We start from the raw sequence: 23,585 nt of genomic DNA, 5'->3' as shown, positions 1-23,585 counted from the left end.
TAATGAAAAATACATCGAATAATATGAAAAAAACAATATTGGTGGCTTTGCTTGGTGTTGCTTGTTTAGCATCTTGTAAAAAAGATAAAAAAAATGTTGATACTCCTCCAAAAAGTGGCTCTACATTGGATCTGATAAGGGATTCTGTTTTCTTATATGCTAAAGAAGCTTATTATTGGTATGATGGCCTGCCAACATATGATGCTTTTAACCCACGATCATTTACCGGTACCGACGATTTAACTGCCTTGACAAAAGAAGTAAATGCAATATCTCAATACAAAATTAACCCAGCAACAGGTAAGCCCTACGAGTATTATGCTCCATCAGCCGGCGAGGCAAAGTATTCATTCATCGATCAGGGCGAGGTTTCGACAGAACTGAATGGTACTAACAAGGATTTTGGGTTTGCACCACTGTTTAATGATGCCAATGATCTTCGTATTAAATATGTATATCCGGGTTCGCCCGCTGATTTGGCCGGCGTAAAACGCGGTTATAGAATATTGTCCATAAATGGGAATTCAAATATAACTTATGACGGCCCCAACGGTACAAATACGCAATTTGTTATTAACGCATGGGCAAACGGTACTACTATATCCCTGGTGCTGAAAAGAAGTGATACTGACCTAACTCCCGTAACCGTAACGCTAAACGCCGCCAGTTATAGTATAAACCCGGTATTAACCTATAAAACAGTTGATGCAGGTAATGGCAAAAAAATAGGATATATCGTTTTTAATTCATTTACATCTGACGACAATGCAGATCCTAAACTGGACGCAGCATTTAATTATTTCCAATCGCAGGGGATCACAGATCTTGTTGTTGATTTACGGTACAATGGCGGCGGTTTTGTATCAACTGCAGAATATATAGACAATCTTATAGTTCCGGTTGCTAAAAATAATACTACCATGTACACCTATCACTTTAATGATCTGTTAGTGGCCGGTAAACAAAAGCTGCTTTACAACCAGGTAAGATTAGACCCTGACACCAAAAAGCTTTACAACTATGGCCAGTTTGATTATACTGTTGCAGGTAACACAGTGCCTTTCACCAAAAAAGGATCATTAGCTATAACCCGTGTCTTCTTTATCGTAACCGGATCAACAGCATCTGCAAGTGAATTGACTATAAATAATTTGCGCCCGCATTTAGACGTACAATTGATAGGTACCACCAGCTATGGCAAACCGGTTGGTTTTTTTGATATAGATATTAATAAATATGAAATGTATATTCCTGAATTTGAAACACAAAATTCAGCAAGTCAAGGCGGTTACTATACCGGGATGGCACCGGGTACGGCAGATTATCCCGGTGTAAACGATTACGACGATCCAACCAAGGATTTTGGCGATACTACCGAAACCTTGTTAAGCCATGCAATACATTACGTAAAACTGGGAACTTATGCTTTACCATCGCAAAGGATCCAAAGTTTATCAACCAAACAAAAAACGTTCTCGATTGAGCAGTCAAACGCTGCGGCTATCGAGCTAAACAGGAATAAATTTAGCGGAATGGTATTTAATAAAAAGCTGAAGCTTAAATAGATGTGCAGATATGTAATATGCGGATGTGCAGATAAAGATTGAAAAGTCATCTGCATATCCCCGCATCTGCACATCTAATCTGCCAATTCTCTTAAATCAACCGGGACAACACGTGATATTCCCTGCTCAACCATTGTTACACCGTAAATTACGTCGGTGCTGGCAATGGTTCTTTTATTATGGGATACGATGATAAACTGTGAATCTTGTGAGAATTTACGGATGATATTGTTGAACTTATCAATATTGGTATCATCAAGCGGTGCGTCCACCTCGTCAAAAATACAGAAAGGGGCGGGTTTTAACAGGTAAAGAGAGAACAGGATAGCAGTTGCTGTCAGCGTTTTTTCACCGCCCGAAAGCTGGTTGATGGATAACGGTCGTTTACCTTTCGGCTTAGCCATAATATCTATCTCTGATTCTAACGGCCGCTGCGGATCGCTCAGGATCAGGTCGCAGGAATCTTCTTCATTAAACAACGAGCGGAACACCTTGATAAAATTTTCACGGACAAGGGTAAATGCCATCATGAATTTTTCTTTCGCGGTATCATCTATCTCTTGTATGGTCGCCATTAATGAAGCTTTAGCCTCGCCCAGGTCTTTCTTCTGCGTCTGGATAAATTCATAGCGTTCGTTCATTTCCTTGTAAGCTTCGACAGCCATTGGGTTAATGGCACCAAACTCATCCAGTTGTTTCTTTAATTTATCTGTTTTTTCGCGCAATTCCTGCTCGTTTTCATTGGCGGTTGTTTCATTTTCAGGTAGCTCATAGATATCTACATTAAACTCCACTGATAAGCGCTCTTTTAATGCATTTAATTCTATCCGCAGGTTATTGCGTTGGTCTTTTAATTCATTCTCAATTACTTCGGCCTGGTCTTTTTTACGGCGTAGTCCGCCTATAGTATCTTCGGTTTCAGTTATCTTGCCGCGTAATTTGTAGTATTCCTGTTCGGCCTCCTGCGTAGCTTTTTCAAGCTCTTCTTTTTGGCTGTACATTTCAAGCAGGCTATCGTCCGAAGTGTCTGACAATTGCAGGTTTTCCTGTATAGCCAATTTTACTTTTTCAAGCTCCCCGCTATTTTGCTTTATTCGACCCTCAAGGCTTTCCTGCTGTGTAAACCGATAGTCGAGATCTTTATTTAAGCCGGATACCTTATTTTGCTGTTGATGGAAACGGATATTTTCCTGGTTGTACGTATTAGACTGTACCGACACCATTTCGTTCAGCTCATTAAACTCGGCTTGTTTATCGGCAAGCAGCGCATTTTGAGTTTCTTTGCCCGCTTTCAGTTCGATTAGCAAGGGCTGCAAACGGGTAATTTCTTCCTTTATACCCGCTATTTTTTGAGCAATATCATCTTTACGGTTAAGGCTATTCTCAATAAAAGTTTCATACTGTTCCTGCCGGGTTTTAACGGTTATCAGTTCGGTATTTAAGCGATTTAATTCTGCTTGTTTTTGAACCAAATCCTGCGCTTTTCCGGCAGCTTTTAGGGATGCAGACCTCGTCTGTAATTCGTTAGAGCGGGTTTTAAACTCAAATAATTCTACCTCAAGTTTCTTTATCTCTTTGGCCAGGTTCTCCAGGTTTTTAGCGCGGCCGATTCTTTTCCCCTCAAATAAACCTACCGAACCGCCGGCCATAGTATACTTTGATTTATTGAACTTACCACTTTGCGCGATCACTACCAGGCCTTCTGTTAATCCGGCTGTATTTAATTCAGCTTCATCATTTACCAGGTAAACGTTTTTTAGTAAGTAATTTACCAGTGGCTGGTATTTCTTATCAACCTCAACTACATTTAAAGCCGGGATGCGTGAATTACTCATATCGTCCCTGAAATTGAGCGCCGTTTCTTCCGTGTAATTACTCAGAATAAAAAACTGTGCCCTGCCTCGAGATGAATTACTTAGCAAATTGATAGCTTTTACTGCCTCATTATAAGTATCAACTACGTAATGATTCATTAAAGGCTCCAGGTAATTCTCTATAGCCACCCGGTACTGTTCGCGACAAAAGAGAACATCACTAAACAGGGGAGCGTTTTTTGCCCACTCGTTATTGTTTTTCAGGAAACGGATCGACTCCGGGAAACCCTCAAGATTATCAACTAAACTTTTGGTAAGGTTGTATTCGTTTTGTTTGGCATCAAGCTTACGGCTTTCTGTAATTATGGTTTCCTTAACGGTTTCAGTTTCAGTTTCCAAGGTGCCTATCTGGTCTTGCAGGTCCTTCTCTTGCTTAAGCTCAAGTTGGTATTCTTTCTCTAAATTTTCTGTTTTGTTTTGTAAGCCCGCAACCACTTCGTTAAAATGTGAAAGCTCTACCTTTTTATTGGTAGCGTCTTCCATATTGCGCTGGCTTTCCTGTTCAAGGGCTTGTTCCTGTATCTGCAGGATATCAATGTCTTTTTCCGCTTTGTAGGCCTGGTTTTGTAAATTGTTATTTGCAGTAACCAATTCATTCAACTGGTTACGTGCGCTTGATTGCTGCAGGCGCAATTCATCAACGGTAAGTTTCAGGTCGGCAACTTTAGCGGCTATAGTTTGCAGATTTTCTTCTTCCTGTGCTTTTTCTTCGTTAAGGCGTTTAACATTATAAAGCACATGGTTTAACTGGTTCCTATCACGTTCTAATTCTTCGCTTAACCGGGTCTCTTTATCCTGCTGAAATTTTAACTGCTCATTCTTTATTTTCTTCTCGCTTTCGTATGCGCGTATTTTACTGACAAACTCATTAGTAGCTTTCTGCTGAACCGACAGGTTTTTTTCTTTAGTCAGGCTATCCAGTTTTTCCTGCTGTAACGCGGCTTCCAGCGTATCTAATTGGGTTATTACACCTGTCTTTTCTTCGCGTTGTTTAAGCTCCTGCTGCTCAATGGTGTTTAACGAATTACCAAAAGCTGCAATTTTAAAGGACGCCAGCTTAATGCTAAGTACTTTATATTCTTCTTTTATGCGATAATAGCGTTCTGTTTTTTTTGCCTGATTCTCAAGCATCTTCAGGTTTTTCTGGATCTCGAAAAGTAGGTCTTCTACGCGTTCAAGGTCGGCTTCGGTTTCTTTTAGCTTATTGAATGTCTGTTTTTTGCGTAGTTTATACTTTGAGATACCCGATGCTTCTTCAAACAGGTTGCGTCGCGACCCTTCTTTGTTTGATATGATCTCTTCGATCATTCTGAGCTCAATGATAGCATACGAATCAGAACCTATGCCCGTATCCAGGAAAAGGTCCGTAATATCCTTTAAACGGCATTGCACATCATTTAACCGGTATTCGCTATCGCCGCTGCGATATAGCTTACGGGTAAGCGTTACCTGCGAATAATCGGTAGGAAGTATGTTTTTAGTATTATCAAAAGTTAATGAAACTTCGGCAAGATTGGCAGGCTTACGACTTTTTGACCCGTTAAAGATCACGTTATCCATTTTCTCCGAGCGGAGCATCCGGGTACTTTGTTCGCCTAATACCCAGCGTATTGCATCAACAACATTTGATTTTCCGCAGCCATTAGGCCCCACAATAGCGGTAACACCCTCATTAAAATTAATGGTGATCTTATCGCCAAAGCTTTTAAACCCTTTGATTTCTAACTGTGTAAGCTGCATTTAATGGTGATACCCTGTATAAATTCCAAGGTTCAAATTAATCATAAAAAAATGATTTTAGAATATTTTTTAAGCAAAAAGACAATGAGTGTAGGTTAAAGGTAAAAGGCGCAAGGTAAAAGGTTGGCAGAACTATTGAATTAACTTTTTATCAAACAAAATACCACCTTTTGCCTTTTACCTTTAAAACTTTTACCTCAATGAAAATAGCAGTATTTGGAGCAAGTGGCCGCATAGGTAGCCGTATTGTACAGGAAGCATTAAACCGCGGGCATGATGTTACAGCAATTGCCCGGCATCCCGAAGATTATACTGTTATACATGATCATTTAAAAGTGGCAAAAGGCGACCTATTTGATGCGCAGGATGTGGAAACAGGTGCGTTTAACCAGGATGCTGTAGTGTGTGCTTATAGTAACACAAAAGGTGCCCCTGCATCTACAATTGCCGAATTGCCCATACCGCTGATAAAAGGTTTAAAACAAGCCCACACAAAAAGATTGATCATAGTAGGAGGGGCCGGAAGTTTAGAGGTGGCGCCGGGTACACAATTGGTAGATACGCCTAATTTCCCGGTCGAATATAAATCAACAGCTTTGGCGCACCGAGATGCTTTAAAGATCTTTAAGAACGAGAAAGAGTTAGACTGGACCTATGTAAGCCCTGCCGCAGAAATAGCGCCCGGCGAACGAAGCGGAAAGTTCAGGACAGGCGGTACACAATTATTAAAAGACGAACAAGGCAAAAGCTTTATATCAATGCAAGATTTTGCTGTCGCGATAATTGACGAGATCGAAAACCCGCTGCATATCAGAGAACAGATGACCGTGGCTTATTAAATTATCTGAAATTGCCAATATAATTATGGGTAATTAGGTCATCTATATTTTTAATAGGTTTTGTACAGCCATCTTTTAAAAGAATTATCCTGTCACTTATATCCAGCACGTCCTGATATTGATGATCTGTTATAATAATGCCTTTTGTTTGGGCAACTTTTTCTATTACACCTTTAAAATAGTCTGCTTGTACAGGAGTGACATGGGTGAAGGGTTCATCTAGTAAAATAAAATCAGCTTTGCTGTATAATATCATCAGCATCTCAAACTGTCTTAGCTCGCCACCCGAAAGCTGTTCAGCGTTTTTATGACGGTGATCCTGGTAGATGGAAAGGTTTGAAAAATCATTCCAATAAATTTCGTCGATAAGAATATTTGCCAACCTGCTTATTTTGATGCCCCTAGGCAGATAGTTATGTTGCGGTAAATAGGCTATCCGGCTTTGCAGATAACCGTGCTGAATAAAGTTACCATCAATACTTACATGTTTGAAAGATGATCTTAGTGTGCCGAAAACTATTTTCAGTAACGAAGATTTACCGCTGCCGTTACGGCCAAGCAGGCCGACAACCTCGCCCTGTTTACATTCAAGGTAAATGTCTTGTAGTATTTTACGTTCGTTAAACGCAAGCTGTACGCTATCTATTTTTAAGGTAAGCGGCTGCATGTTGTATTGGTGAAGGTAAAACTGCTATGAGTATGTATATTAATGTGTCAACTGCAAAAGCACCGATAAAAATAGTTATAACGTGATAACCTGCATTTCGAAAGTAGAAATAGCTTTGTTTTGATGAGTAATAATGAAGGCCGATTGCCGAAAAGAAACCTATTATTTTGGCAAATAAGAATACCCCCGAATTAAGCTGCCCTGTTTCTAATACTAAAATTAAAATAGCCAAAAGGGTGAATGCTATGTTGTATAGCAACAGTAATTGATAAAATTGAATGATCAGGATACTTAAACGTTTCAATTAATAATTGTGACAACTAATCAAACAGATTAAATTGCATATTATTGTTTTCGCCGCTTTCTATCCTGATTTTATTTACCAGTAAATGCGCTTGTCTTGTAGGTTCAGGGATTCGATAACCGCGGATGCAGTTCTTAATGATTTCCACACTTTGCTCCATGCTCACCATATTGCCCGGCGATATGTAGATCGGATTGCACTTTTTCTTGCTTCGTAAAGCTACTCCTATCAATTCGCCTTTATCATACATCGGGCTTTGTGCGAATTGTTCATCTCCGGGTTCTTCGTATTTGCCGGTTAAGCGGCTTTTGGCGCTGCCGATGGTTGGTGTATGGGCAATTAATCCAAAATGCGTGGCAATGCCTAAACGACGTTTATGTGCTATGCCTTGGCCATCTAAAACCAGTACGTCCGGTTTGTCGGATAATTTATTCCAGGCATCAAGTAAAGCAGGCACTTCGCGAAAAGCTAATAAGCCTGAAATATACGGGAATGTTGTTTTGCTGATGGCTGTCGATTGTCCGATAATTTTCAGATCAGGATAAGAAAACAAAACGATGCCTGCATAAACAATGTCTGAATATTTATTGAAAGAGATATCTGCGCCGGCAATAACTTTTATGGGTTTATCAAGCGGAGTGATGTTGATTAGCTTTCGTAATTCGTGCTGGTAAGCAATTGCCTGGGTAGGAGTGAGGCTTTCGTAATCGGATGGTTGCATAACAAGCTAACAAAAAAAATCCCCCGGTTGTTTACCGGGGGATGATCGTTATCCTAAATATGATTTCAGAATTTTACTTCTGCTGGTATGTCTTAGTCGTTGTAAGGCTTTATCTTTTATTTGTCTAACACGTTCACGGGTAAGATTAAATTTCTCACCTATCTCTTCTAATGAAAGCGGGTGATTAGTACCTAAGCCAAAGAATAATACAATGATCTCACGCTCACGCTCTGTTAAAGTTGAAAGCGAACGTTTGATCTCTTCGGACAATGACTCATTGATCAGGATCGAATCGGTATTTGGTTCAGAGTTCTCCAATACATCTAACAATGTATTTTCTTCACCCTGTACAAATGGCGCATCCATAGATACATGACGGCCTGAGTTACTTAATGTGTCAGAGATTTTGTCAACTGTGGTTTCAAGCATGTCAGCCAACTCTTCAGGTGAAGGTTCGCGCTCATACTCTTGCTCCAGTTTTGAAAATGCTTTGCTGATCTTACTTAATGAACCTACCTGGTTTAAAGGTAAACGCACTATACGAGATTGCTCAGCAATAGCTTGTAATATAGATTGACGAATCCACCATACGGCGTAAGAAATGAATTTGAAGCCCTTGGTTTCATCAAAACGTTTGGCGGCTTTTATCAAACCCAGGTTACCTTCGTTTATCAGATCGCCCAGGGTTAAGCCCTGATTTTGGTATTGTTTAGCTACAGAAACAACAAAGCGAAGGTTGGTTTTTGTCAGACGCTCTAAAGCGGCCTGGTCGCCTTCCCTGATCTTTTGTGCTAAAATTACTTCTTCTTCGGCTGTAATTAGGTCAACTTTACCAATTTCGTGAAGATATTTATCAAGTGATTGTGACTCACGATTGGTAATGGATTGTGTTATTTTGAGTTGTCTCATTTATTTTATAAACCTCGATTCTTAGTTTTAGAATTGAACGTGCAAAGGTATAAAAAGTTTTGCCTATATTTTAGTATAAAAAAAAGATTATATATTATTCATAATCAGCAATTAATTGCATGATTTTTGCTAGTGTACTTATAACGCATTGAGTTTGAAAGTTTCACCTAAACGTATCCCTTTTTCAGTCTGCTGTAACGTGCAACATTCGTTTACCGGATCATGTTCAAAAAATAAAACATAGTTTTTTTCAAGCGCTTCATTCAAAAAAATCTTCTTTTCTGTTAAAGTTTGCAGCGGAAACATATCATAGGCCATTACATACGGAAGCGGTAAATGTCCTACAGATGGAAGCAGATCAGCCATGTACAATATTTGCTTGCCCTTATAATTTATTAACGGCAGCATCATTGATTCTGTATGCCCGTACACAAAACGTATGGCTATATCATTAGTAAAATCGACATTGTCATAAGCATCAATAAATTTCAACTGTCCGCTTTGCTGTATCGGTAATATGTTTTCTTTTAAAAAGGATGCTTTTTCACGATCGTTGGGGTTTACGGCCCAATCCCAATGCTTTTCGTTGCTCCAATACGTGGCATTTTTAAATGCAGGTATCAATTTTTCGCCTTCGCGTTTAATGGCCCCGCCAACATGATCAAAATGCAGGTGGGTTAAAAATACATCGGTTATATCATCCCTGTGAAAGCCGAGTGCGGCTAAGGAACTGTCTATGGTAGCATCGCCGTGTAAATAATAATGACTGAAAAACTTTTCGTCTTGCTTATCCCCAATCCCGGTATCGAACAATATCAGCCTGTCGCCATCTTCGATCAGCAAACAACGCATAGCCCAGGTACATAAATTATTACTATCAGCCGGGTTGGTTTTATTCCAGATGGTTTTGGGGACAACGCCAAACATGGCGCCACCATCTAATTTAAAAAAGCCGGTGTCAATGCTGTGTAGGTTCATCTGGTTAATTCAAAAGTAAAAATTAAAAAGTCAAAATCAATAGATAGAGTAATTCTATAATAAAGAAAAAGCCGATCACTAATAGCGACCGGCTTTTTTAATTTTGACTTTTTAATTTTGAATTATAAATGGATGCACTCGCCGTATGCTTCGGCAGCGGCTTCCATTACGGCCTCGCTCATTGTTGGGTGAGGGTGTACAGATTTGATGATATCATGACCGGTAGTTTCAAGCTTACGCGCGGTAACCACTTCGGCAATCATTTCGGTAACGTTAAACCCAAGCATGTGGGCTCCAAGGAACTCGCCATATTTAGCATCAAATATCACTTTAACAAAACCATCTTTTGCACCGGCAGCACTTGCTTTACCCGAAGCAGAGAATGGAAACTTGCCCACTTTAATTTCATAGCCCGCTTCTTTTGCCGCTTTCTCAGTATATCCTACAGATGCGATCTCAGGGCTGCAATAAGTACATCCCGGTATGTTGTTGTAATCTAATGGTTCAGGTTTTAAACCTGCAATTTTTTCAACACAAATAATGCCTTCGGCTGATGCAACGTGTGCCAGTGCCTGGCCTTTTACAATATCGCCAATAGCATAAACGCCTTCTACATTGGTACGATAGAAATCATCAACCAGTACTTTGCCTTTATCAGTTTTTACACCGTTTTCTTCAAGGCCGATGCCTTCAATGTTAGTAGAGATACCTACAGCTGATAATACGATCTCGGCCTCTAAAATCTCCGTACCGGCAGCGGTTTTAACAGTTACTTTACAACCTTCGCCACTTGTATCAACCGACTCAACATTTGAACCTGTCATGATGTTGATGCCTTGTTTTTTAAGGATACGGCCCAGTTGTTTTGAAACTTCTTCGTCTTCTAAAGGAACGATGTTGTCTAAATACTCAACTACCGTAACTTTTGTACCTATTGAGTTGTAGAAGTAAGCAAACTCAATACCTATAGCGCCTGAACCTACAACGATCAGTGAAGCTGGTTTTTTAGGAAGAACCATAGCCTGGCGATATCCTATAACTTTTTTACCGTCCTGTTTAAGATTTGGCAATTCGCGTGAGCGGCCGCCGGTAGCCAATATGATATGTTTTGCCGAGTATTCTTTAGCACCGTCAGTACCTGTTACGGTAACAACGCCTTTGCTTTTTAATTTACCTGTACCGGTTAAAACGTCAATTTTATTTTTCTTCATTAAAAACTGAACGCCTTTGCTCATACCATCAGCAACACCGCGGCTTCTTTTAATAACACTTTCAAAATCAACCTCGCCTGCACCATTTATCTGGATGCCGTAGTCGGCAGCATGATTAATATATTCAAACACCTGCGCGCTTTTTAATAATGCTTTGGTTGGGATACAGCCCCAGTTAAGGCAAATACCACCAAGCGACTCTCTTTCGACAATGGCGGTTTTTAAACCAAGCTGTGAGGCACGAATTGCAGCCACATAGCCACCCGGGCCAGACCCTATAACAATTACATCGTAGTTCATATTCTTTAGATCTGTTATTTTAAATTTTGGAAAGCCAAAGCTAAGTAAAAGGGCTGAAAGCAAAAAACGGGTTATATGATATTTGGATCATCAAATTATCATATAATATCAATAGGATATAGTAACAATATGGATTAACTCATAGGTAAATAAATTAAAGTAAATGAGGTTATTGTAATATTTTTGATACTTTTTTAGGTATTTGGGCTATTTATAGGTAATGTGTTGATAAAAACATAAATTGATTTTGGTATTGTTAACACAGAGTTAACACGCTACCGCATAGTAAGATTTATATTTGCACCTGCAATTTTTAGTTTACATACACTTAAGAAAAACAAATTACCAATGAGGAAGTATTTACTATTACTATTTATCAGCCTTTTTACAACCGGGGTTGTGCTTGCACAAGACGGCACTGTAATAAAAGGCAAGCTGCTTGACGCGCAAACAAAAGAGCCGCTTATCGGCGCAACCGTAACTATTAAAGGGACAACCAATGCCACGTCGGCGTCGCTTGATGGTACATTTAAGATCACTGCGCCAAATGGCAGTACTTTAGTTGTTTCATACATTGGTTATGTATCAAAAGAAGTACAGGCAACAAGCAATAACTTAGGTGATATTTTTGTTGACCCTTCGTCAGGTTCGTTAGGAGAGGTGGTAGTTTCTGCAAACAGATCACTTGCAATTGACAGGCAAACGCCTATTGCAGTATCTTCAGTAGGCGCCAAGTTCATAGAAGAAAAAGGTGCCCTGGCTGAATTTCCGGAATTGATGAAATCTACCCCGGGTGTGGCTGTTAGCCGTGCCGGTGGTGGTTATGGTGATTCACGTATAGCTATACGTGGTTTCAACAGTAATAACCTTGCCTTATTAATTAACGGTTTACCGGTTCAGGATCCTGAAGCAGGTAAAATATTCTGGAATGACTGGGCCGGTTTAGCAGACGTTACTACCTCAATGCAGGTGCAACGTGGTTTAAGCGCTTCACGTGTAGCTGTGCCGTCATTGGGTGGTACTATAAACATTACTACAAAAAGCCTTGAAAGCCAGGAAGGTGGTACAGTATCACAATCTATAGGTAGCTATGGCGCTTCAAAAACCAGCTTTTCTTATGCTACAGGTTTAACGCCAAGCGGTTGGGCTGCATCATTCCTGTTGTCAAAAAGCACAGGCGATGGTAACGCAGAAGGCTTATACTACACAGGCTACAGCTATTTTGCCAACATTTCAAAAATTTTGAGCAAAAACCAAACCCTGTCTATCAATTTTATGGGTGCTTCGCAAAGCCACGGTCAGCGTTATACTTATCAAACTATCAATACTTATCGTGCAGCTCCACAAGGCGAAAACAGGTTTAACTCTGACTGGGGTACTTTATACGGTAAAACTTATAGCGCAGAAATTAACCGTTACAACAAGCCATTATTATCAATTAGCCATGATTGGAAAATAAATGAAACCACGTCATTGTCAACCATATTATATGATTCGTACGGTACCGGCGCGGCAGTTTATTTAACAGGTGCACAAGGTTCAATAGTATCTAATACTAACGTAAATCCTACAGTTCCAAGAATTGGTGACGCATATTCACCTATTGATTTTGATGCTATTGTGGCTACCAACAAAGCCCGTACTGACGGAAGTACAGCAACTTACATCAATCAGGCTCAAAACAATCACCAGCAATATGGTTTAATCAGTACTTTCAAAAAAACCGTAAATGATATTAATTTCCTTGCCGGTGTTGATTTAAGAGGTTATCATAGGCAAAACTATTATGTGATGAATAACTTGTTAGGGGGTTCATACTGGTTAGATAACACAGATGTAAATAACCCGGGCAGGCATACTGTCGTAGGTGATAAGATTAACCAGGATTATAACGTAGATATTTTCTCTGAAGGCGTTTTTGCCCAGGCTGAATATGTTAAAGATGCATGGTCTGGATTTATTACAGTTGGCGGTAATAACACAAGCAATAGAAAGATTGACTATTTTGATTACCTGACATCAAATTCTAAGCGTCAGTCGCCTTGGGTTAACTTTATTGGTTTCCAGGTAAAGGGCGGTGCCAATTACAATCTTGATGCTCATAACAATATTTTTGCCAACATAGGTATGGTAGAAAAACCGCCATTGGTTGCTACTATTTTCCCTAATAACAAAAGTACAGATGTTAATGACACCAAAACCCTTGAAAAGTTATTTAGCTATGAATTAGGTTATGGTTATAAAGATGCTATGTTTAATGTAAACATTAACTTATACCGTTCACAATATAATGACAGGGCGAAAAATATTCAAGGCCAGCAAAATCAAGATGGTTCATATCCATATGCTAACGTAAATGGCATTAATGAATTGCACCAGGGTATAGAGATTGATGGTAAATTCCGTCCTGTAAAACAAGTGACTTTAAGCGGTATGCTTTCTATAGGTGATTACCACTATACTTCAAATTCAGGTTCAGGTTTAATCAGCAGTGACAAGCCAAACGCAACTGCAACTGTTATAAAATCATTAATATTAAAAGGACAGCCAATAGGTGATTTTGGTAGTTCAGCTGCTTCAAATGCACAAACTACTGCTGCACTTGGTTTGGATATTGATGTATTACCCCAGGTTAGGATAGGTGCAAATGCCAATTATTATGCACGTTTCTTCGCTTCTTATGACCCATCAAAGTTAGTTCCTACTCCTGCAAATGGTAGTACCCCAGCATTTGATCCTACTACTTACAAACCAGTTCAATTACCTAATTATGAAACAATTGATTTGAACATTGTTTACAGGTTTAAATTTGCAGGTCTTGACGCTTCGTTTATTGGTAACGTTTATAACTTGTTAAACGCTACTTATCTTGGAGAAGGCTACGAAAGTGCTCCATCAAATGCAAGCAACACTACAAGATTAAGTACACTTGGCGTAAACTATGGCATAGGCAGACTGTATATGACTACTCTTAAAATCAATTTCTAATAATTGTAAAAAATATTATCATGAAGAAAATTTATTATTTTATTGCATTGATAGCTATTACAGCTTTTAGTGCTTGTAATCCGTTAGATAAAACTTACAAAGATCTTGGAAGTTTGCCGGCACCTACAACTATCTACCCGGTTACATCTACAACAATTACGCTAACTGCAGCAGATTATGCTTTGTTACCCAAAAGCAACACAGCTACAAAAACATTGAGCTTTAAAACTTTGGATTCTGCAAAGGCCGGCATACCGATTATATTGGCTGCCAAATTTCCCACTGCTGGCGATAAATCATCAGCGTTGGTAACTTATGGTATTACCAACCCAACGTTTAAACCGGCAGACAGCCTTTACTCACATGTATATTATGCCGTTGTAACCCCGGATGATTATGTAGCGGCTCAAGGGATCACCAACACTACTTTTAAAGATTATTCAGACGCCCAGGTATTGTTGTTTCTGACATTTAAATATCCTACACCTGTAGATAACCAGCTTGTGGTTTTAAATTATACCTATTATGCATCAGGAATTACCCCATCATCAGGTGTAAACGCTACCGATTCATTTATTTATCTTAACGGCGCGTGGGTAAAGATCTACACCGTATCTAATGCACAATATGCTTCAGCCGGTCATGGTAATTATAATCAGTTTGTCACTGCAGATGCTCCTGCTACGATAGTAGGTTATATCAATACTTTCCTTAAATCAGATCCAACAGTTGCGGCTACTGCTAAAGTTGGCGATGTAAAATATGTAAGCTATAACTATTATATCAGCAGTGGTACAAGCAAAGGTACTTACCAGCGTGTTCAGGTTGTAACATTTGACGGAACTAACTGGGTAACCACACCAATAGGTTCAACAGCACTTACATTCTTAAAAACAAACGGTACCTGGGTTGCAGATAATACTGTTAACTATAAATTGACCAGTGCTGATTATGCTTTTATAAAAACTACTACTGTAGGCGTTTCAACCGCGAGAGATAATGTTGCTCAATATGGCGATTTTAATATCACTACTCCAATTTCGGCAACTATCGGTTGGAGCGATGCTGACATTAATTCTGTAATAGCTTTAATATTGGCTCATGATTATCCGAATGCTGTTGCAAACCAAAAGTTTGTCATTACTTATGCAGTATACAATGGCTCAACAATTTCTGTCACCAAAACATTTGTATTTGACGGAACAACTTTTGCTATTCCTAAATAAAAAGTAAACTCAATAACGACGAAAGCCGCTTCAACTGAAGCAGCTTTCGTCGTTTTATGAGTTAAATGATGGGTAAATATTACCAGTGATAAAAGTCTATCAGCGCGCCAAAATAGCTGTTGTTCCAGCCCTCAACCATATCGTCATAATCAGCATCCGGGATGTTGGTATGCCTTAGTTCGGCGGATGTGCCGGCTTTATCCGGGTGGAGTTTAATAGTAACAATTGACTCTTCGGGTTGCCCGTCAAAGTACCATTGCTGTACTATTTTCTTCCCGGTTTCAAACTCAATGTTCTTGCCCACAATACTTCCGTCCCACATAGAAAAATCAGAGCCGGGCTCTGTCGACATTTCTGCCGCATCGCCGGTCCACAATTCAATGGTAAGTGGGTTTGTTAATGCTAAATAAACTTCGTCGGGCGTTGCCGGTATGATATAATATTTCTTAAAATCTTTCACCTGCGCAATTTAGCTATTTACAGGGCCAATTGGTAATACAGTTTTTCCATAAACCTCATTCAATACCTGTGCAATGCCTGTGTAAATGGCAGACGCGCCGCAGATAATACCTTCATAGCCCGCAAAATGGGTAATGCTTTTATTTTCAGTAGCATCGCCGATAGCCAGCAAAGCAAATAAAATAGTAAGTGATCCAAATACAAACTGAAGTGCCCGGTTTAACCTTAATGTGCCAAAGAACAGCAAAAAGGTAAACAACCCCCACATTGCCAGATAGGCTACAACAGCGTTACCTGCCGGTGCTGTTGTCCAACCTAATTTGGGCAATGTCCATAAAGCTACCAGTGATAGCCAAAAGAATCCGTATGATGTAAATGCGGTAAGGCCAAAGGTATTGTTCTTCTTAGCTTCAATTATCCCCGCTATAACCTGTGCCAGGCCACCGTAAAAAATACCCATGCCCAATATCATGGAGCTGTTTTCAAAATAGCCGGCATTATGGATGTTTAACAGAACAGTGGTCATGCCAAATGCGCATAACCCTAACGGCGCAGGATTGGCAATGCCATCCTTTACTGGAGCAATTGTTGTCATAAAGTATAAGTTTATAATTGGTTTATGTATGCAATTTAAATGATTTATAATCATTTACAAATATTAAAACCGAATTATAACTTTACCGTTAACCCTTCAGTATGCAGAAATTAGTATTGATAAGACACGGCGAGAGTATTTGGAACCTTGAAAACCGCTTTACAGGATGGACAGATGTCGACCTGTCAGCCGAAGGATATGAACAGGCCAAACGTGCGGGACAGCTCTTGAGAAAGAATGGCTATAACTTTGATGCAGGGTTTGCGTCTGTGCTAAAAAGATCTATTAAAACGCTGCATATCGTGTTAGAAGAGCTTGATCATCTGTGGATCCCGGTTAAGAAATCATGGCGCTTAAACGAGCGCTTTTATGGCTCATTACAAGGGTTGAATAAAGACCAGGCTATTGCCCAATACGGGGCAGAGCAGGTTCAAAAATGGCGACGTGACCCCAATGAAGACCCGCCCCCGGTGACTAAAGAGGATGAGCGCTATCCCGGCCACGATATCAGGTATAAAGCCCTTACCGAGCGCGAACTGCCATTGACCGAAAACCTGACGCAAACCATGGATAGGGTACTGCCGTTCTGGAATGAGATCATTGTACCCAGGATCCGTAAAAACGACCAGGTTATTATTTGTGCCCACGGCAACAGTTTACGGGCACTGATCAAATACATGGATAACCTGTCTGACGAAGAGGTTACTCAATTAGAGATCCCTACTGCTACACCTATAGTTTACGAGCTGGATGAGGGCCTGAACAGGATACGGCATTACTACCTTTCGTAACTTATTTGATAGAGTATAGCATATCTGCTTTTGGCAAACTACTTTCGCTTTTATTTACATCTGAAATGAAACGACTGATTGGGACCTTATTGATTTGCTTTGTATTTGCAGGTAGCGCGTTTGCCCAAAGCGCCGATGAAAAAGCTATTGCAAGCCAGATAGAAACGTTACGTAAAGCAATGATAGCAGGGGATAAGGCCAGCCTTAATGATGTTACTTCAGATCAGTTAAGCTATGGGCATTCTTTTGATATGGTTCAAAACAAAGCGCAATTTATTGACGGACTTGCGACCGGTAAGTTTGCATTTACCAAAATTGACATTAAAGACCAAAAGATCTGCGTTGATGGCAATACTGCTATTGTAAGGCACAAGATCTTTGCTGATACCAATGATAAAGGCAAAACAATGACAATTGCCTTAGGCGCGCTTGAGGTTTGGAAAAAGATAAACAACAAGTGGCTGCTTTATGCAAGGCAAGGTTATAAATTGCCTAACCAGCCTAAGTAATACTTGTTGTCCCAATTGTCCCACGCGAGTGTGAGACACCTGGGACAAGTGGGACACGATTTTAATTTAACTGTTTGAAAACAAATAAGTTGATAAAAATACGTGGGCCAAAATGAGCCAGCGGATAAGTCAGTAAATTTATAGCTAAAAAATCTATAAAAAATTGTTAATCAAATAATTGAGCTTGCTGATTTTAGCCAGCCTGATCTGTCTTGATTTTACTTAAAATCGCGTAGCTAAAAACCTAACTATTCATCTCCCTTGTAAAGCTCGCCGGCCTTCTCTGCCGATAACTTGATACCTTTTATCATTGCCGAACTGAAACCATTATGTTCCATTTCATTTAAACCGGCTATGGTACAACCTTTTGGCGATGTAACTTTATCTATTTCCTGTTCGGGGTGTGATGCTAATTGCAATAGTAAATTTGCAGCGCCTTTTGCGGTTTGTGCAGCCATTTTAAGCGCGTCGTGCGCGTGGAAACCAATTTCTGTACCGCCTTGTGAGGCAGCACGTACTGAGCGTAAAAAGAATGCGATACCGCAAGCGCAAAGCGCGGTAGCGGCAGTCATTAATTCTTCATTTATCTGAATGGTAACGCCAACGGTGTCAAACAAGGATTTTACAATGTTGACGTTTTTTGGTGTGCCATTATCAGTAGCGATACAGGTCATGGAGTCACCAATGGCTATAGCGGTGTTAGGCATGGCGCGGATAACCTGCACATTCATTTCTAATTGCTGGCGGATATCATTACAGCTAACACCGGATATTACAGATACCAGGAATTGCTTTTCTGATTTTATGGCCGGCTTTATTTCGTCAAGCAGTTTGTTAAGTTGCTGCGGCAATACAGCCAGAATAACTATATCGGCCTTTTTAGCCGCTTTGGTATTATTGTTTGTAGTCAAATAGCCCTCATTAGCGTACTCGGCAAGCGCGTCAATATTACGTCTTGTCAGCGTAATTTGCTGCGGGCTGCAAATGCCCGATTTTACCAAGCCTTTAGCTAATGATAAACCAATGTTTCCGCTGCCTAAAATGGCAATATGTTGTGAATTCATACTGTTTTACTTAATCGTGTTCCAAATGGCTTATTTTTCTTCAGTTCGCCCAGATCATCAGAGTGGCCTATAACAACTGCCTTAACCCCGCAAGCTATTGCCGTAAAAGCATTCTCGAGTTTTGGCAACATACCGCTGTGAATAATTTGCTTTATTTTTAATTCCTCGTATTTAACCGGGTCAATATCCCTTATTATCGAATCGTCATCGTTCACATCCATCAATACGCCTTTCTTCTCAAAGCAATATATCAAAGTGGTTTCAAACAGATCAGACAAGGCGACTGCCAGGGCAGACGCTATAGTATCGGCATTGGTATTTAATAATTGCCCCTCGCCATCATGTGTCAGCGCGCAAAAAACAGGGGTAAAGCCTGCTTCAAGTAATTTACCTATCCCTTTGCTGTCAATTGATCGTTCGTCTATATCGCCCACAAAGCCATAATCAATGGTTTTTACCGGGCGTTTTTTGGTACGGATAAAATTTCCGTCGGCACCGGTTAGCCCCATGGCGTTATTGCCGAAGCGTTGCAGCTGTGCCACAATGTTTTTATTGATTAACCCGCCATAAACCATGGTTACTACGCGTAGTGTTTCAATGTCGGTTATCCGGCGCCCGTCAACCAGTTTTGCCTCAATGCCAAGTGTTTCTGACAGTTGTGTGGCTACCTTGCCGCCTCCGTGTACCAGTATCTTATATCCATCAAGACCGGTGAAATCTTTCAGAAAATGGTGCAGATTTTTTGAATTATCTATAACATTTCCACCGATTTTGATAATATGTAATGATTTCATGCTCACAAAGTGATAATTAGTTGCAAAATTAATTAATTATCGGTCAATAAACTTCGCTTTTGATAACAAATTGCTTTAAAATAGATATAACTGATAAAAAAGTTATATAACTTATAAAATAGTTGTATAACTGAATAATAAGTTATAGGTTTGAGTATGGAAGATTTAACAAAAACAGAAGAGCGGGTAATGCAGGTTTTGTGGAAGCTGAAACAATGTTTTGTAAAGGATATTATTGACGCTTTGCCTGACGACCCCAAGCCACCTTACAACACCATATCGTCTGTAGTGCGCCTGCTGGAAAAGAAAGGGTATGTAGGTTACAAAGCCTACGGAAAAACCTATGAATATTTTCCGCTGATCTCAAAGACCGAGTACCGTAAAATATTTTTCAAAAAAATGGTATCCGGCTACTTTGATAATTCGGTTGAGAGCCTGTTATCATTTATGGTGAAAGAGGAGCAGTTGAACGAAGACGATATCAATAAGATAAAAGACATCATCAATAAAAATAAATAACATGAGAGTAATTATTTATTTGCTACAGGTAAGTGCCGGCACCAGCATATTTTATGGGTTTTACTATTTTCTGCTACGCAGGATGACGTTTTTTACCATTAACAGGTGGTACCTGGTAGTTACGCTGGCGTTAAGTTTTATGATCCCATTGATTACGATAACGGTAAGTAAACAGCCCGCACCCGTTATACAACAAGTAGTAAATATTAATCAATGGCAAAATACACCGGTTGTACAGATGCAATTTAACCCTGTTAAAGATACGACCCCCACCTTTAACTGGCGAAGCCTGATTATACCATTGTACACAGTCTGTTCATTGATATTGCTGATACGGTTATTGGCTGTAGTTGTCGCGTTCTTTTTAAAAATAAAAGGTAAGCGGCGTACAAAGATTGATAATGTTGAAGTAATCCATGGCGATAAAAAACTTGATAACGGCTCTTTCTTCAATTATATCATCTTAAACGATGATGAACTAAGCGCAGCAGAGATACAGCAAATTATAGCACACGAATTGATACATGTTAAACGCTTCCATTCGGCAGACAGAATGCTGGCCAGTCTGGTACAGGTGGTATTATGGTTTAATCCCTTTGTATACCTGTATTCAAGAGCGATTGAGCAGAACCATGAGTTTGAGGTTGACCGCGAAATGGGTTTGCAGGCTGATAAAAGAATATATGCTGATATGCTGTTGCATTTGTCGGTAGCACGGGGTGGCACACTTTATAATAGTTTTAGTAAAGTACCGCTAAAACGCAGGATTACGATGTTATTTACTAAACCTACAAATCATATGAAAAAAGTAATCTACCTGCTTACTATACCTGTGGTAATGATAAGCTGCCTGGCATTTGCCAAGTTTAAAAACAATGCCAAGAAGAACGGATCAAGCGCTTCGGTTTTTACTAAATTAAAAAAGGACATCAAGAAAAATGTATCCAACATTCTGCCTGTTGCTGAGGTTGAAAATAACGTTGAACTTAATAAACATAGCGTTATTTATGGTGTCGAAAAAATGGGCAATAATATTGAGGTTATAATAGATGGGAAACGATATGAGAAAGATATTTTATACAAAATAAGTTCATCATGCATCAAAAACTCAACAATCTCTGGAGAAAACCAGCCGAAATTGCCAAATGGTAATACAGCAAATAATGGGACAGTAAATATTGAAACCAAGGCCGGCAAAATAATTTACATGACACCAAATGAAAAAGAAAATCTGATAAAAGTGCGAAGCATACCTGCCGGACAATTTTATACCAGGTTACCTCTAAAAGACGAAAAGGGTAAAAGTTATGACAAAATTATTATCCAACTGACGAATGGTAGCATAGCAACTGCAGACTTAGGAGTTAAAGAAAAAGCAACTTTTGATATTGATGATGACAGTTATACTGAAGAGCAAATCCAAAATCTTTCTGCTGAAAAAATAAACAGTATATCTGGCGAGATTAAGGTAACGTTTAATATACAGCCTGCTTCTATAGCAAAAAATTATCAGTATCACGCTTTCTTTAAATTTAAGACAAATGCCGCGGTGGCTGCTGAAAATGAAAAAACCATTAACGTATCTAAAACAAATCAGCCCAACTTAACTCCGAATACTGTCGCAAAACCGTTGCCTGTCGTATCTATGACTGCCGACGAAAAACAAAAGCTTTCAAAGTTAATGGATGCTACACCATCGGCATATTTTTATAAGAGGGAACATTTTCAGGATGCTGATGGCATACGACACGATAAAATAACTTTTAAATTATCAGACGGTTCTGTATCAGCAGACCTTGGCCCGGAGGATAAAGTAGGGGTATTTATTGATGGTGAATTTTATAATGAGGATGCGATCAAAAAAATCAGTATGGAAAAAGCAGAATCGTTAGAGATAACACGAGAAGGATATGATGCTAAAAAGATTCCAGAAGAGCAGAATTATGCGGTACCGTTTGCCCTTAAAACAAATAAATTTACAACTCCTGCAACTCCTGTAAAGGATAAACAAAAAACAAAACTTACGCCCGTTATTAAACAAGGACCTGCAAAGCAAAATGCAAAGGCGAGTACTGATGATGGCCCAAGTTTAACAACCGAAAAAGAAGATCAATTAATAAAAAAGAATCTTTCCAAAGAAGGAAGTCCATTTTTTAAAAGATATCATTTTGATCGTCCGGGGAGTAAGGGAATTGACTTAATTACCTTTAAAATAAGAAAACTTAGGGATACGGCAACGCATATAGTAACAGCTACTTTAGATAGTAATGTAAAAGCAGGTGCTTTTATTGATGGTAAATTTTTTACTGAAGAAGAAATGAATAAACTAACACCCCAGAAAGTAGCCTCATTAGGATTTAGTTTTAAGTCGGATACTAAACAGGAAAACTTACCTGATAACTATGGTTTTTCGGTTAGTTTTAAAACTGAAACGGTCAGTGAATGATAGTATCAATTAAGTACTCACAACCTAAACCTTGAAAAATAAAAAAGGGGACGCCTAAACAGCGTCCCTTTTTTATTTAGCTAAAAACTCATTAATGATCTTAAACTCTTTCTCGGGTTCTTCTACCTGCGGGTTATGGCCTGATTTTTCGAAAATGACAAATTGCGCCTGCGGGCAGTATTCTTTAAATTTTACAGCCATCCACGGTACGGCTACACGGTCATAACGACCGGTTACGATCAGTACCGGCATTTTCAGATCTTTTAATTGTTTGCGGTAATCAAAAGTGCCTATGTCGCTGCCAACAATAAAGTCGCCGTCTTTGCCAACCATCTGGTAGTATAGCTTTGAATTGTAAGCGTTAGGGTAAGGCTTACTTCCGCGGCTTGCAAACTTATCTGGATTGTAAGCATATAGAAAGCCGTAAGGTACTTTGCCATAAATTTCCTGGTGGATCGCGTCGCTTGATACAGCACCTTGTTCTCGTACCTTCATTAACTCATCCCATACTTCGGGATAACTGTTTTTGATCTCGCGGTTCGAGCTATCGTCATTCTCCTGCCACATTACAAAACTATGAAAGGTATCCGCCAAGATTAAATGGCTTAAATGGCCGGGATATTTTATGGCATAACCCTGTGCCACCACGCCACCGTACGAATGGCCCAGCACGGTGATCTTATCCAATTTTAAAGCCTTGCGCAAACCTTCAATATCATCTATATCACGTTCCAACGTATATTCGGTAACATTTTTTGCTGTGTCTGATTTGCCCCTGCCAAAAGCATCAAAATAAATTAACTGGTGGTGTCCGTTAGCCAGCGCGTCAAAGCTGCGCAAACCTGTGTGCGCGCCGCCCGGCCCGCCTGCTATAAATATGATGGGGTCGCCTTCGCCAACGGTTACTACCCATAATTTGGCATTATTAATGTTAACGTATTTACCGTCAGTCCAACTGTCAACAGGTTTAACCTGTGCTTTGGTTAAATTGACAAACAGCGATACTAAGGCAATAAGAAAAAGTTTTTTCATTTTGATTTTTGTAAAGCTAAAATTAACAAATTGGGGTTACATTTTTATGAATAA

The 23,585-nt window shown here is 39.6% G+C and carries 20 protein-coding genes; 8 read left to right on the top strand and 12 right to left on the bottom strand.

What is annotated here, in order from left to right; genetic code table 11:
• Window positions 1-23 precede the first annotated feature (23 nt).
• Window positions 24-1,565, top strand: a complete 1,542-nt coding sequence (locus FO440_RS21400) for a S41 family peptidase (RefSeq protein ID WP_186292745.1) — start codon at window positions 24-26, stop codon at window positions 1,563-1,565.
• 74 nt (window positions 1,566-1,639) lie between these two features.
• On the opposite strand, the gene smc is transcribed toward FO440_RS21400, so the two are convergent.
• Window positions 1,640-5,179 (bottom strand): chromosome segregation protein SMC, encoded by a 3,540-nt coding sequence (gene smc / locus FO440_RS21395; protein ID WP_144250354.1) that lies wholly within the window; start codon window positions 5,177-5,179, stop codon window positions 1,640-1,642.
• Window positions 5,180-5,379: 200 nt separating this feature from the next.
• Between smc and FO440_RS21390 the strand changes: the two genes are divergently transcribed.
• A complete protein-coding gene (locus FO440_RS21390; protein ID WP_144250353.1) occupies window positions 5,380-6,018 on the top strand; it encodes an NAD(P)-dependent oxidoreductase in 639 nt (212 codons plus the stop codon).
• Window position 6,019: 1 nt separating this feature from the next.
• Here the strand turns inward: FO440_RS21390 and FO440_RS21385 are convergent, their stop codons facing one another.
• The 6 genes from FO440_RS21385 to lpdA all read right to left on the bottom strand — a co-directional run bounded on the left by FO440_RS21385 (window position 6,020) and on the right by lpdA (window position 11,108).
• On the bottom strand, window positions 6,020-6,685 hold the full coding sequence (locus FO440_RS21385) for an ATP-binding cassette domain-containing protein (RefSeq protein WP_144250352.1): 666 nt from the start codon (window positions 6,683-6,685) through the stop codon (window positions 6,020-6,022).
• Window positions 6,657-6,917, bottom strand: coding sequence for a hypothetical protein (locus FO440_RS24560; RefSeq protein ID WP_222104029.1), 261 nt, complete (start codon window positions 6,915-6,917; stop codon window positions 6,657-6,659). Before FO440_RS24560 ends, FO440_RS21385 begins: the two co-directional genes overlap by 29 nt.
• An 88-nt stretch (window positions 6,918-7,005) precedes the next feature.
• Window positions 7,006-7,710, bottom strand: coding sequence for a deoxyribonuclease V (nfi, locus tag FO440_RS21380; protein ID WP_144250351.1), 705 nt, complete (start codon window positions 7,708-7,710; stop codon window positions 7,006-7,008).
• Window positions 7,711-7,758: 48 nt separating this feature from the next.
• Complete coding sequence (locus FO440_RS21375) at window positions 7,759-8,619, bottom strand: sigma-70 family RNA polymerase sigma factor (protein WP_144250350.1); 861 nt, start codon at window positions 8,617-8,619, stop codon at window positions 7,759-7,761.
• Window positions 8,620-8,757: 138 nt separating this feature from the next.
• On the bottom strand, window positions 8,758-9,597 hold the full coding sequence (locus FO440_RS21370) for an MBL fold metallo-hydrolase (RefSeq protein ID WP_144250349.1): 840 nt from the start codon (window positions 9,595-9,597) through the stop codon (window positions 8,758-8,760).
• 122 nt (window positions 9,598-9,719) lie between these two features.
• Entirely contained in the window at window positions 9,720-11,108 is a 1,389-nt protein-coding gene (gene lpdA / locus FO440_RS21365; protein ID WP_144250348.1) for a dihydrolipoyl dehydrogenase, read from the bottom strand.
• Window positions 11,109-11,456: 348 nt separating this feature from the next.
• Here lpdA and FO440_RS21360 point away from each other — a divergent pair, with 348 nt between their 5' ends.
• Both FO440_RS21360 and FO440_RS21355 read left to right on the top strand, forming a co-directional pair.
• Entirely contained in the window at window positions 11,457-14,096 is a 2,640-nt protein-coding gene (locus FO440_RS21360) for a TonB-dependent receptor (RefSeq protein ID WP_144250347.1), read from the top strand.
• Between the two features lie 20 nt (window positions 14,097-14,116).
• Window positions 14,117-15,322: a hypothetical protein gene (locus tag FO440_RS21355; RefSeq protein WP_144250346.1), complete on the top strand. Its 1,206-nt coding sequence runs from the start codon at window positions 14,117-14,119 to the stop codon at window positions 15,320-15,322.
• Between the two features lie 79 nt (window positions 15,323-15,401).
• Here the strand turns inward: FO440_RS21355 and FO440_RS21350 are convergent, their stop codons facing one another.
• Together FO440_RS21350 and FO440_RS21345 are read right to left on the bottom strand one after the other, a co-directional pair.
• Window positions 15,402-15,782: an SRPBCC domain-containing protein gene (locus FO440_RS21350; RefSeq protein ID WP_144250345.1), complete on the bottom strand. Its 381-nt coding sequence runs from the start codon at window positions 15,780-15,782 to the stop codon at window positions 15,402-15,404.
• A 9-nt stretch (window positions 15,783-15,791) separates the two neighbouring features.
• A complete protein-coding gene (locus tag FO440_RS21345; RefSeq protein WP_144250344.1) occupies window positions 15,792-16,376 on the bottom strand; it encodes an acetate uptake transporter in 585 nt (194 codons plus the stop codon).
• Between the two features lie 101 nt (window positions 16,377-16,477).
• Here FO440_RS21345 and gpmA point away from each other — a divergent pair, with 101 nt between their 5' ends.
• Both gpmA and FO440_RS21335 read left to right on the top strand, forming a co-directional pair.
• Window positions 16,478-17,167 (top strand): 2,3-diphosphoglycerate-dependent phosphoglycerate mutase, encoded by a 690-nt coding sequence (gene gpmA, locus FO440_RS21340; protein ID WP_144250343.1) that lies wholly within the window; start codon window positions 16,478-16,480, stop codon window positions 17,165-17,167.
• Window positions 17,168-17,232: 65 nt separating this feature from the next.
• Complete coding sequence (locus FO440_RS21335; protein ID WP_144250342.1) at window positions 17,233-17,676, top strand: nuclear transport factor 2 family protein; 444 nt, start codon at window positions 17,233-17,235, stop codon at window positions 17,674-17,676.
• Window positions 17,677-17,924: 248 nt separating this feature from the next.
• Here FO440_RS21335 and proC read toward each other — a convergent pair whose 3' ends face one another.
• Together proC and argB are read right to left on the bottom strand one after the other, a co-directional pair.
• A complete protein-coding gene (gene proC, locus FO440_RS21330) occupies window positions 17,925-18,740 on the bottom strand; it encodes a pyrroline-5-carboxylate reductase (RefSeq protein WP_144250341.1) in 816 nt (271 codons plus the stop codon).
• Entirely contained in the window at window positions 18,737-19,534 is a 798-nt protein-coding gene (gene argB, locus FO440_RS21325; protein ID WP_186292743.1) for an acetylglutamate kinase, read from the bottom strand. The genes proC and argB overlap by 4 nt, the downstream gene beginning before the upstream one ends.
• Window positions 19,535-19,690: 156 nt before the next feature.
• Here argB and FO440_RS21320 point away from each other — a divergent pair, with 156 nt between their 5' ends.
• Window positions 19,691-20,053 carry a BlaI/MecI/CopY family transcriptional regulator gene (locus FO440_RS21320; RefSeq protein WP_144250339.1) on the top strand — a complete coding sequence of 121 codons (363 nt, stop codon included), beginning with the start codon at window positions 19,691-19,693 and terminating at the stop codon, window positions 20,051-20,053.
• A gap of 1 nt (window position 20,054) precedes the next feature.
• Window positions 20,055-22,499, top strand: coding sequence for a M56 family metallopeptidase (locus FO440_RS21315; protein WP_144250338.1), 2,445 nt, complete (start codon window positions 20,055-20,057; stop codon window positions 22,497-22,499).
• 72 nt (window positions 22,500-22,571) lie between these two features.
• Here the strand turns inward: FO440_RS21315 and FO440_RS21310 are convergent, their stop codons facing one another.
• Window positions 22,572-23,531, bottom strand: coding sequence for an alpha/beta fold hydrolase (locus tag FO440_RS21310; protein WP_144250337.1), 960 nt, complete (start codon window positions 23,529-23,531; stop codon window positions 22,572-22,574).
• Between the last annotated feature and the right edge of the window lie 54 nt (window positions 23,532-23,585).

It is taken from the genome of Mucilaginibacter corticis (assembly GCF_007558865.1).
In the GTDB taxonomy this organism is placed as follows: Bacteria; Bacteroidota; Bacteroidia; order Sphingobacteriales; family Sphingobacteriaceae; genus Mucilaginibacter; species Mucilaginibacter corticis.
Note: the sequence above shows the minus strand (reverse complement) of the source record. Positions and strands in the feature narration are given on the sequence as shown.

Coding starts and splice junctions, on each gene's coding strand:
- lpdA (WP_144250348.1), bottom strand. CDS start 11,108: ATGAACTACGATGTAATTGTTATAGGGTCTGGCCCGGGTGGCTATGTG.
- FO440_RS21375 (WP_144250350.1), bottom strand. CDS start 8,619: ATGAGACAACTCAAAATAACACAATCCATTACCAATCGTGAGTCACAA.
- smc (WP_144250354.1), bottom strand. CDS start 5,179: ATGCAGCTTACACAGTTAGAAATCAAAGGGTTTAAAAGCTTTGGCGAT.
- FO440_RS21320 (WP_144250339.1), top strand. CDS start 19,691: ATGGAAGATTTAACAAAAACAGAAGAGCGGGTAATGCAGGTTTTGTGG.
- FO440_RS21345 (WP_144250344.1), bottom strand. CDS start 16,376: ATGACAACAATTGCTCCAGTAAAGGATGGCATTGCCAATCCTGCGCCG.
- FO440_RS21315 (WP_144250338.1), top strand. CDS start 20,055: ATGAGAGTAATTATTTATTTGCTACAGGTAAGTGCCGGCACCAGCATA.
- FO440_RS21390 (WP_144250353.1), top strand. CDS start 5,380: ATGAAAATAGCAGTATTTGGAGCAAGTGGCCGCATAGGTAGCCGTATT.
- proC (WP_144250341.1), bottom strand. CDS start 18,740: ATGAATTCACAACATATTGCCATTTTAGGCAGCGGAAACATTGGTTTA.
- argB (WP_186292743.1), bottom strand. CDS start 19,534: ATGAAATCATTACATATTATCAAAATCGGTGGAAATGTTATAGATAAT.
- FO440_RS21400 (WP_186292745.1), top strand. CDS start 24: ATGAAAAAAACAATATTGGTGGCTTTGCTTGGTGTTGCTTGTTTAGCA.
- FO440_RS21335 (WP_144250342.1), top strand. CDS start 17,233: ATGAAACGACTGATTGGGACCTTATTGATTTGCTTTGTATTTGCAGGT.
- FO440_RS21310 (WP_144250337.1), bottom strand. CDS start 23,531: ATGAAAAAACTTTTTCTTATTGCCTTAGTATCGCTGTTTGTCAATTTA.
- FO440_RS21385 (WP_144250352.1), bottom strand. CDS start 6,685: ATGCAGCCGCTTACCTTAAAAATAGATAGCGTACAGCTTGCGTTTAAC.
- FO440_RS21360 (WP_144250347.1), top strand. CDS start 11,457: ATGAGGAAGTATTTACTATTACTATTTATCAGCCTTTTTACAACCGGG.
- gpmA (WP_144250343.1), top strand. CDS start 16,478: ATGCAGAAATTAGTATTGATAAGACACGGCGAGAGTATTTGGAACCTT.
- nfi (WP_144250351.1), bottom strand. CDS start 7,710: ATGCAACCATCCGATTACGAAAGCCTCACTCCTACCCAGGCAATTGCT.
- FO440_RS21355 (WP_144250346.1), top strand. CDS start 14,117: ATGAAGAAAATTTATTATTTTATTGCATTGATAGCTATTACAGCTTTT.
- FO440_RS21370 (WP_144250349.1), bottom strand. CDS start 9,597: ATGAACCTACACAGCATTGACACCGGCTTTTTTAAATTAGATGGTGGC.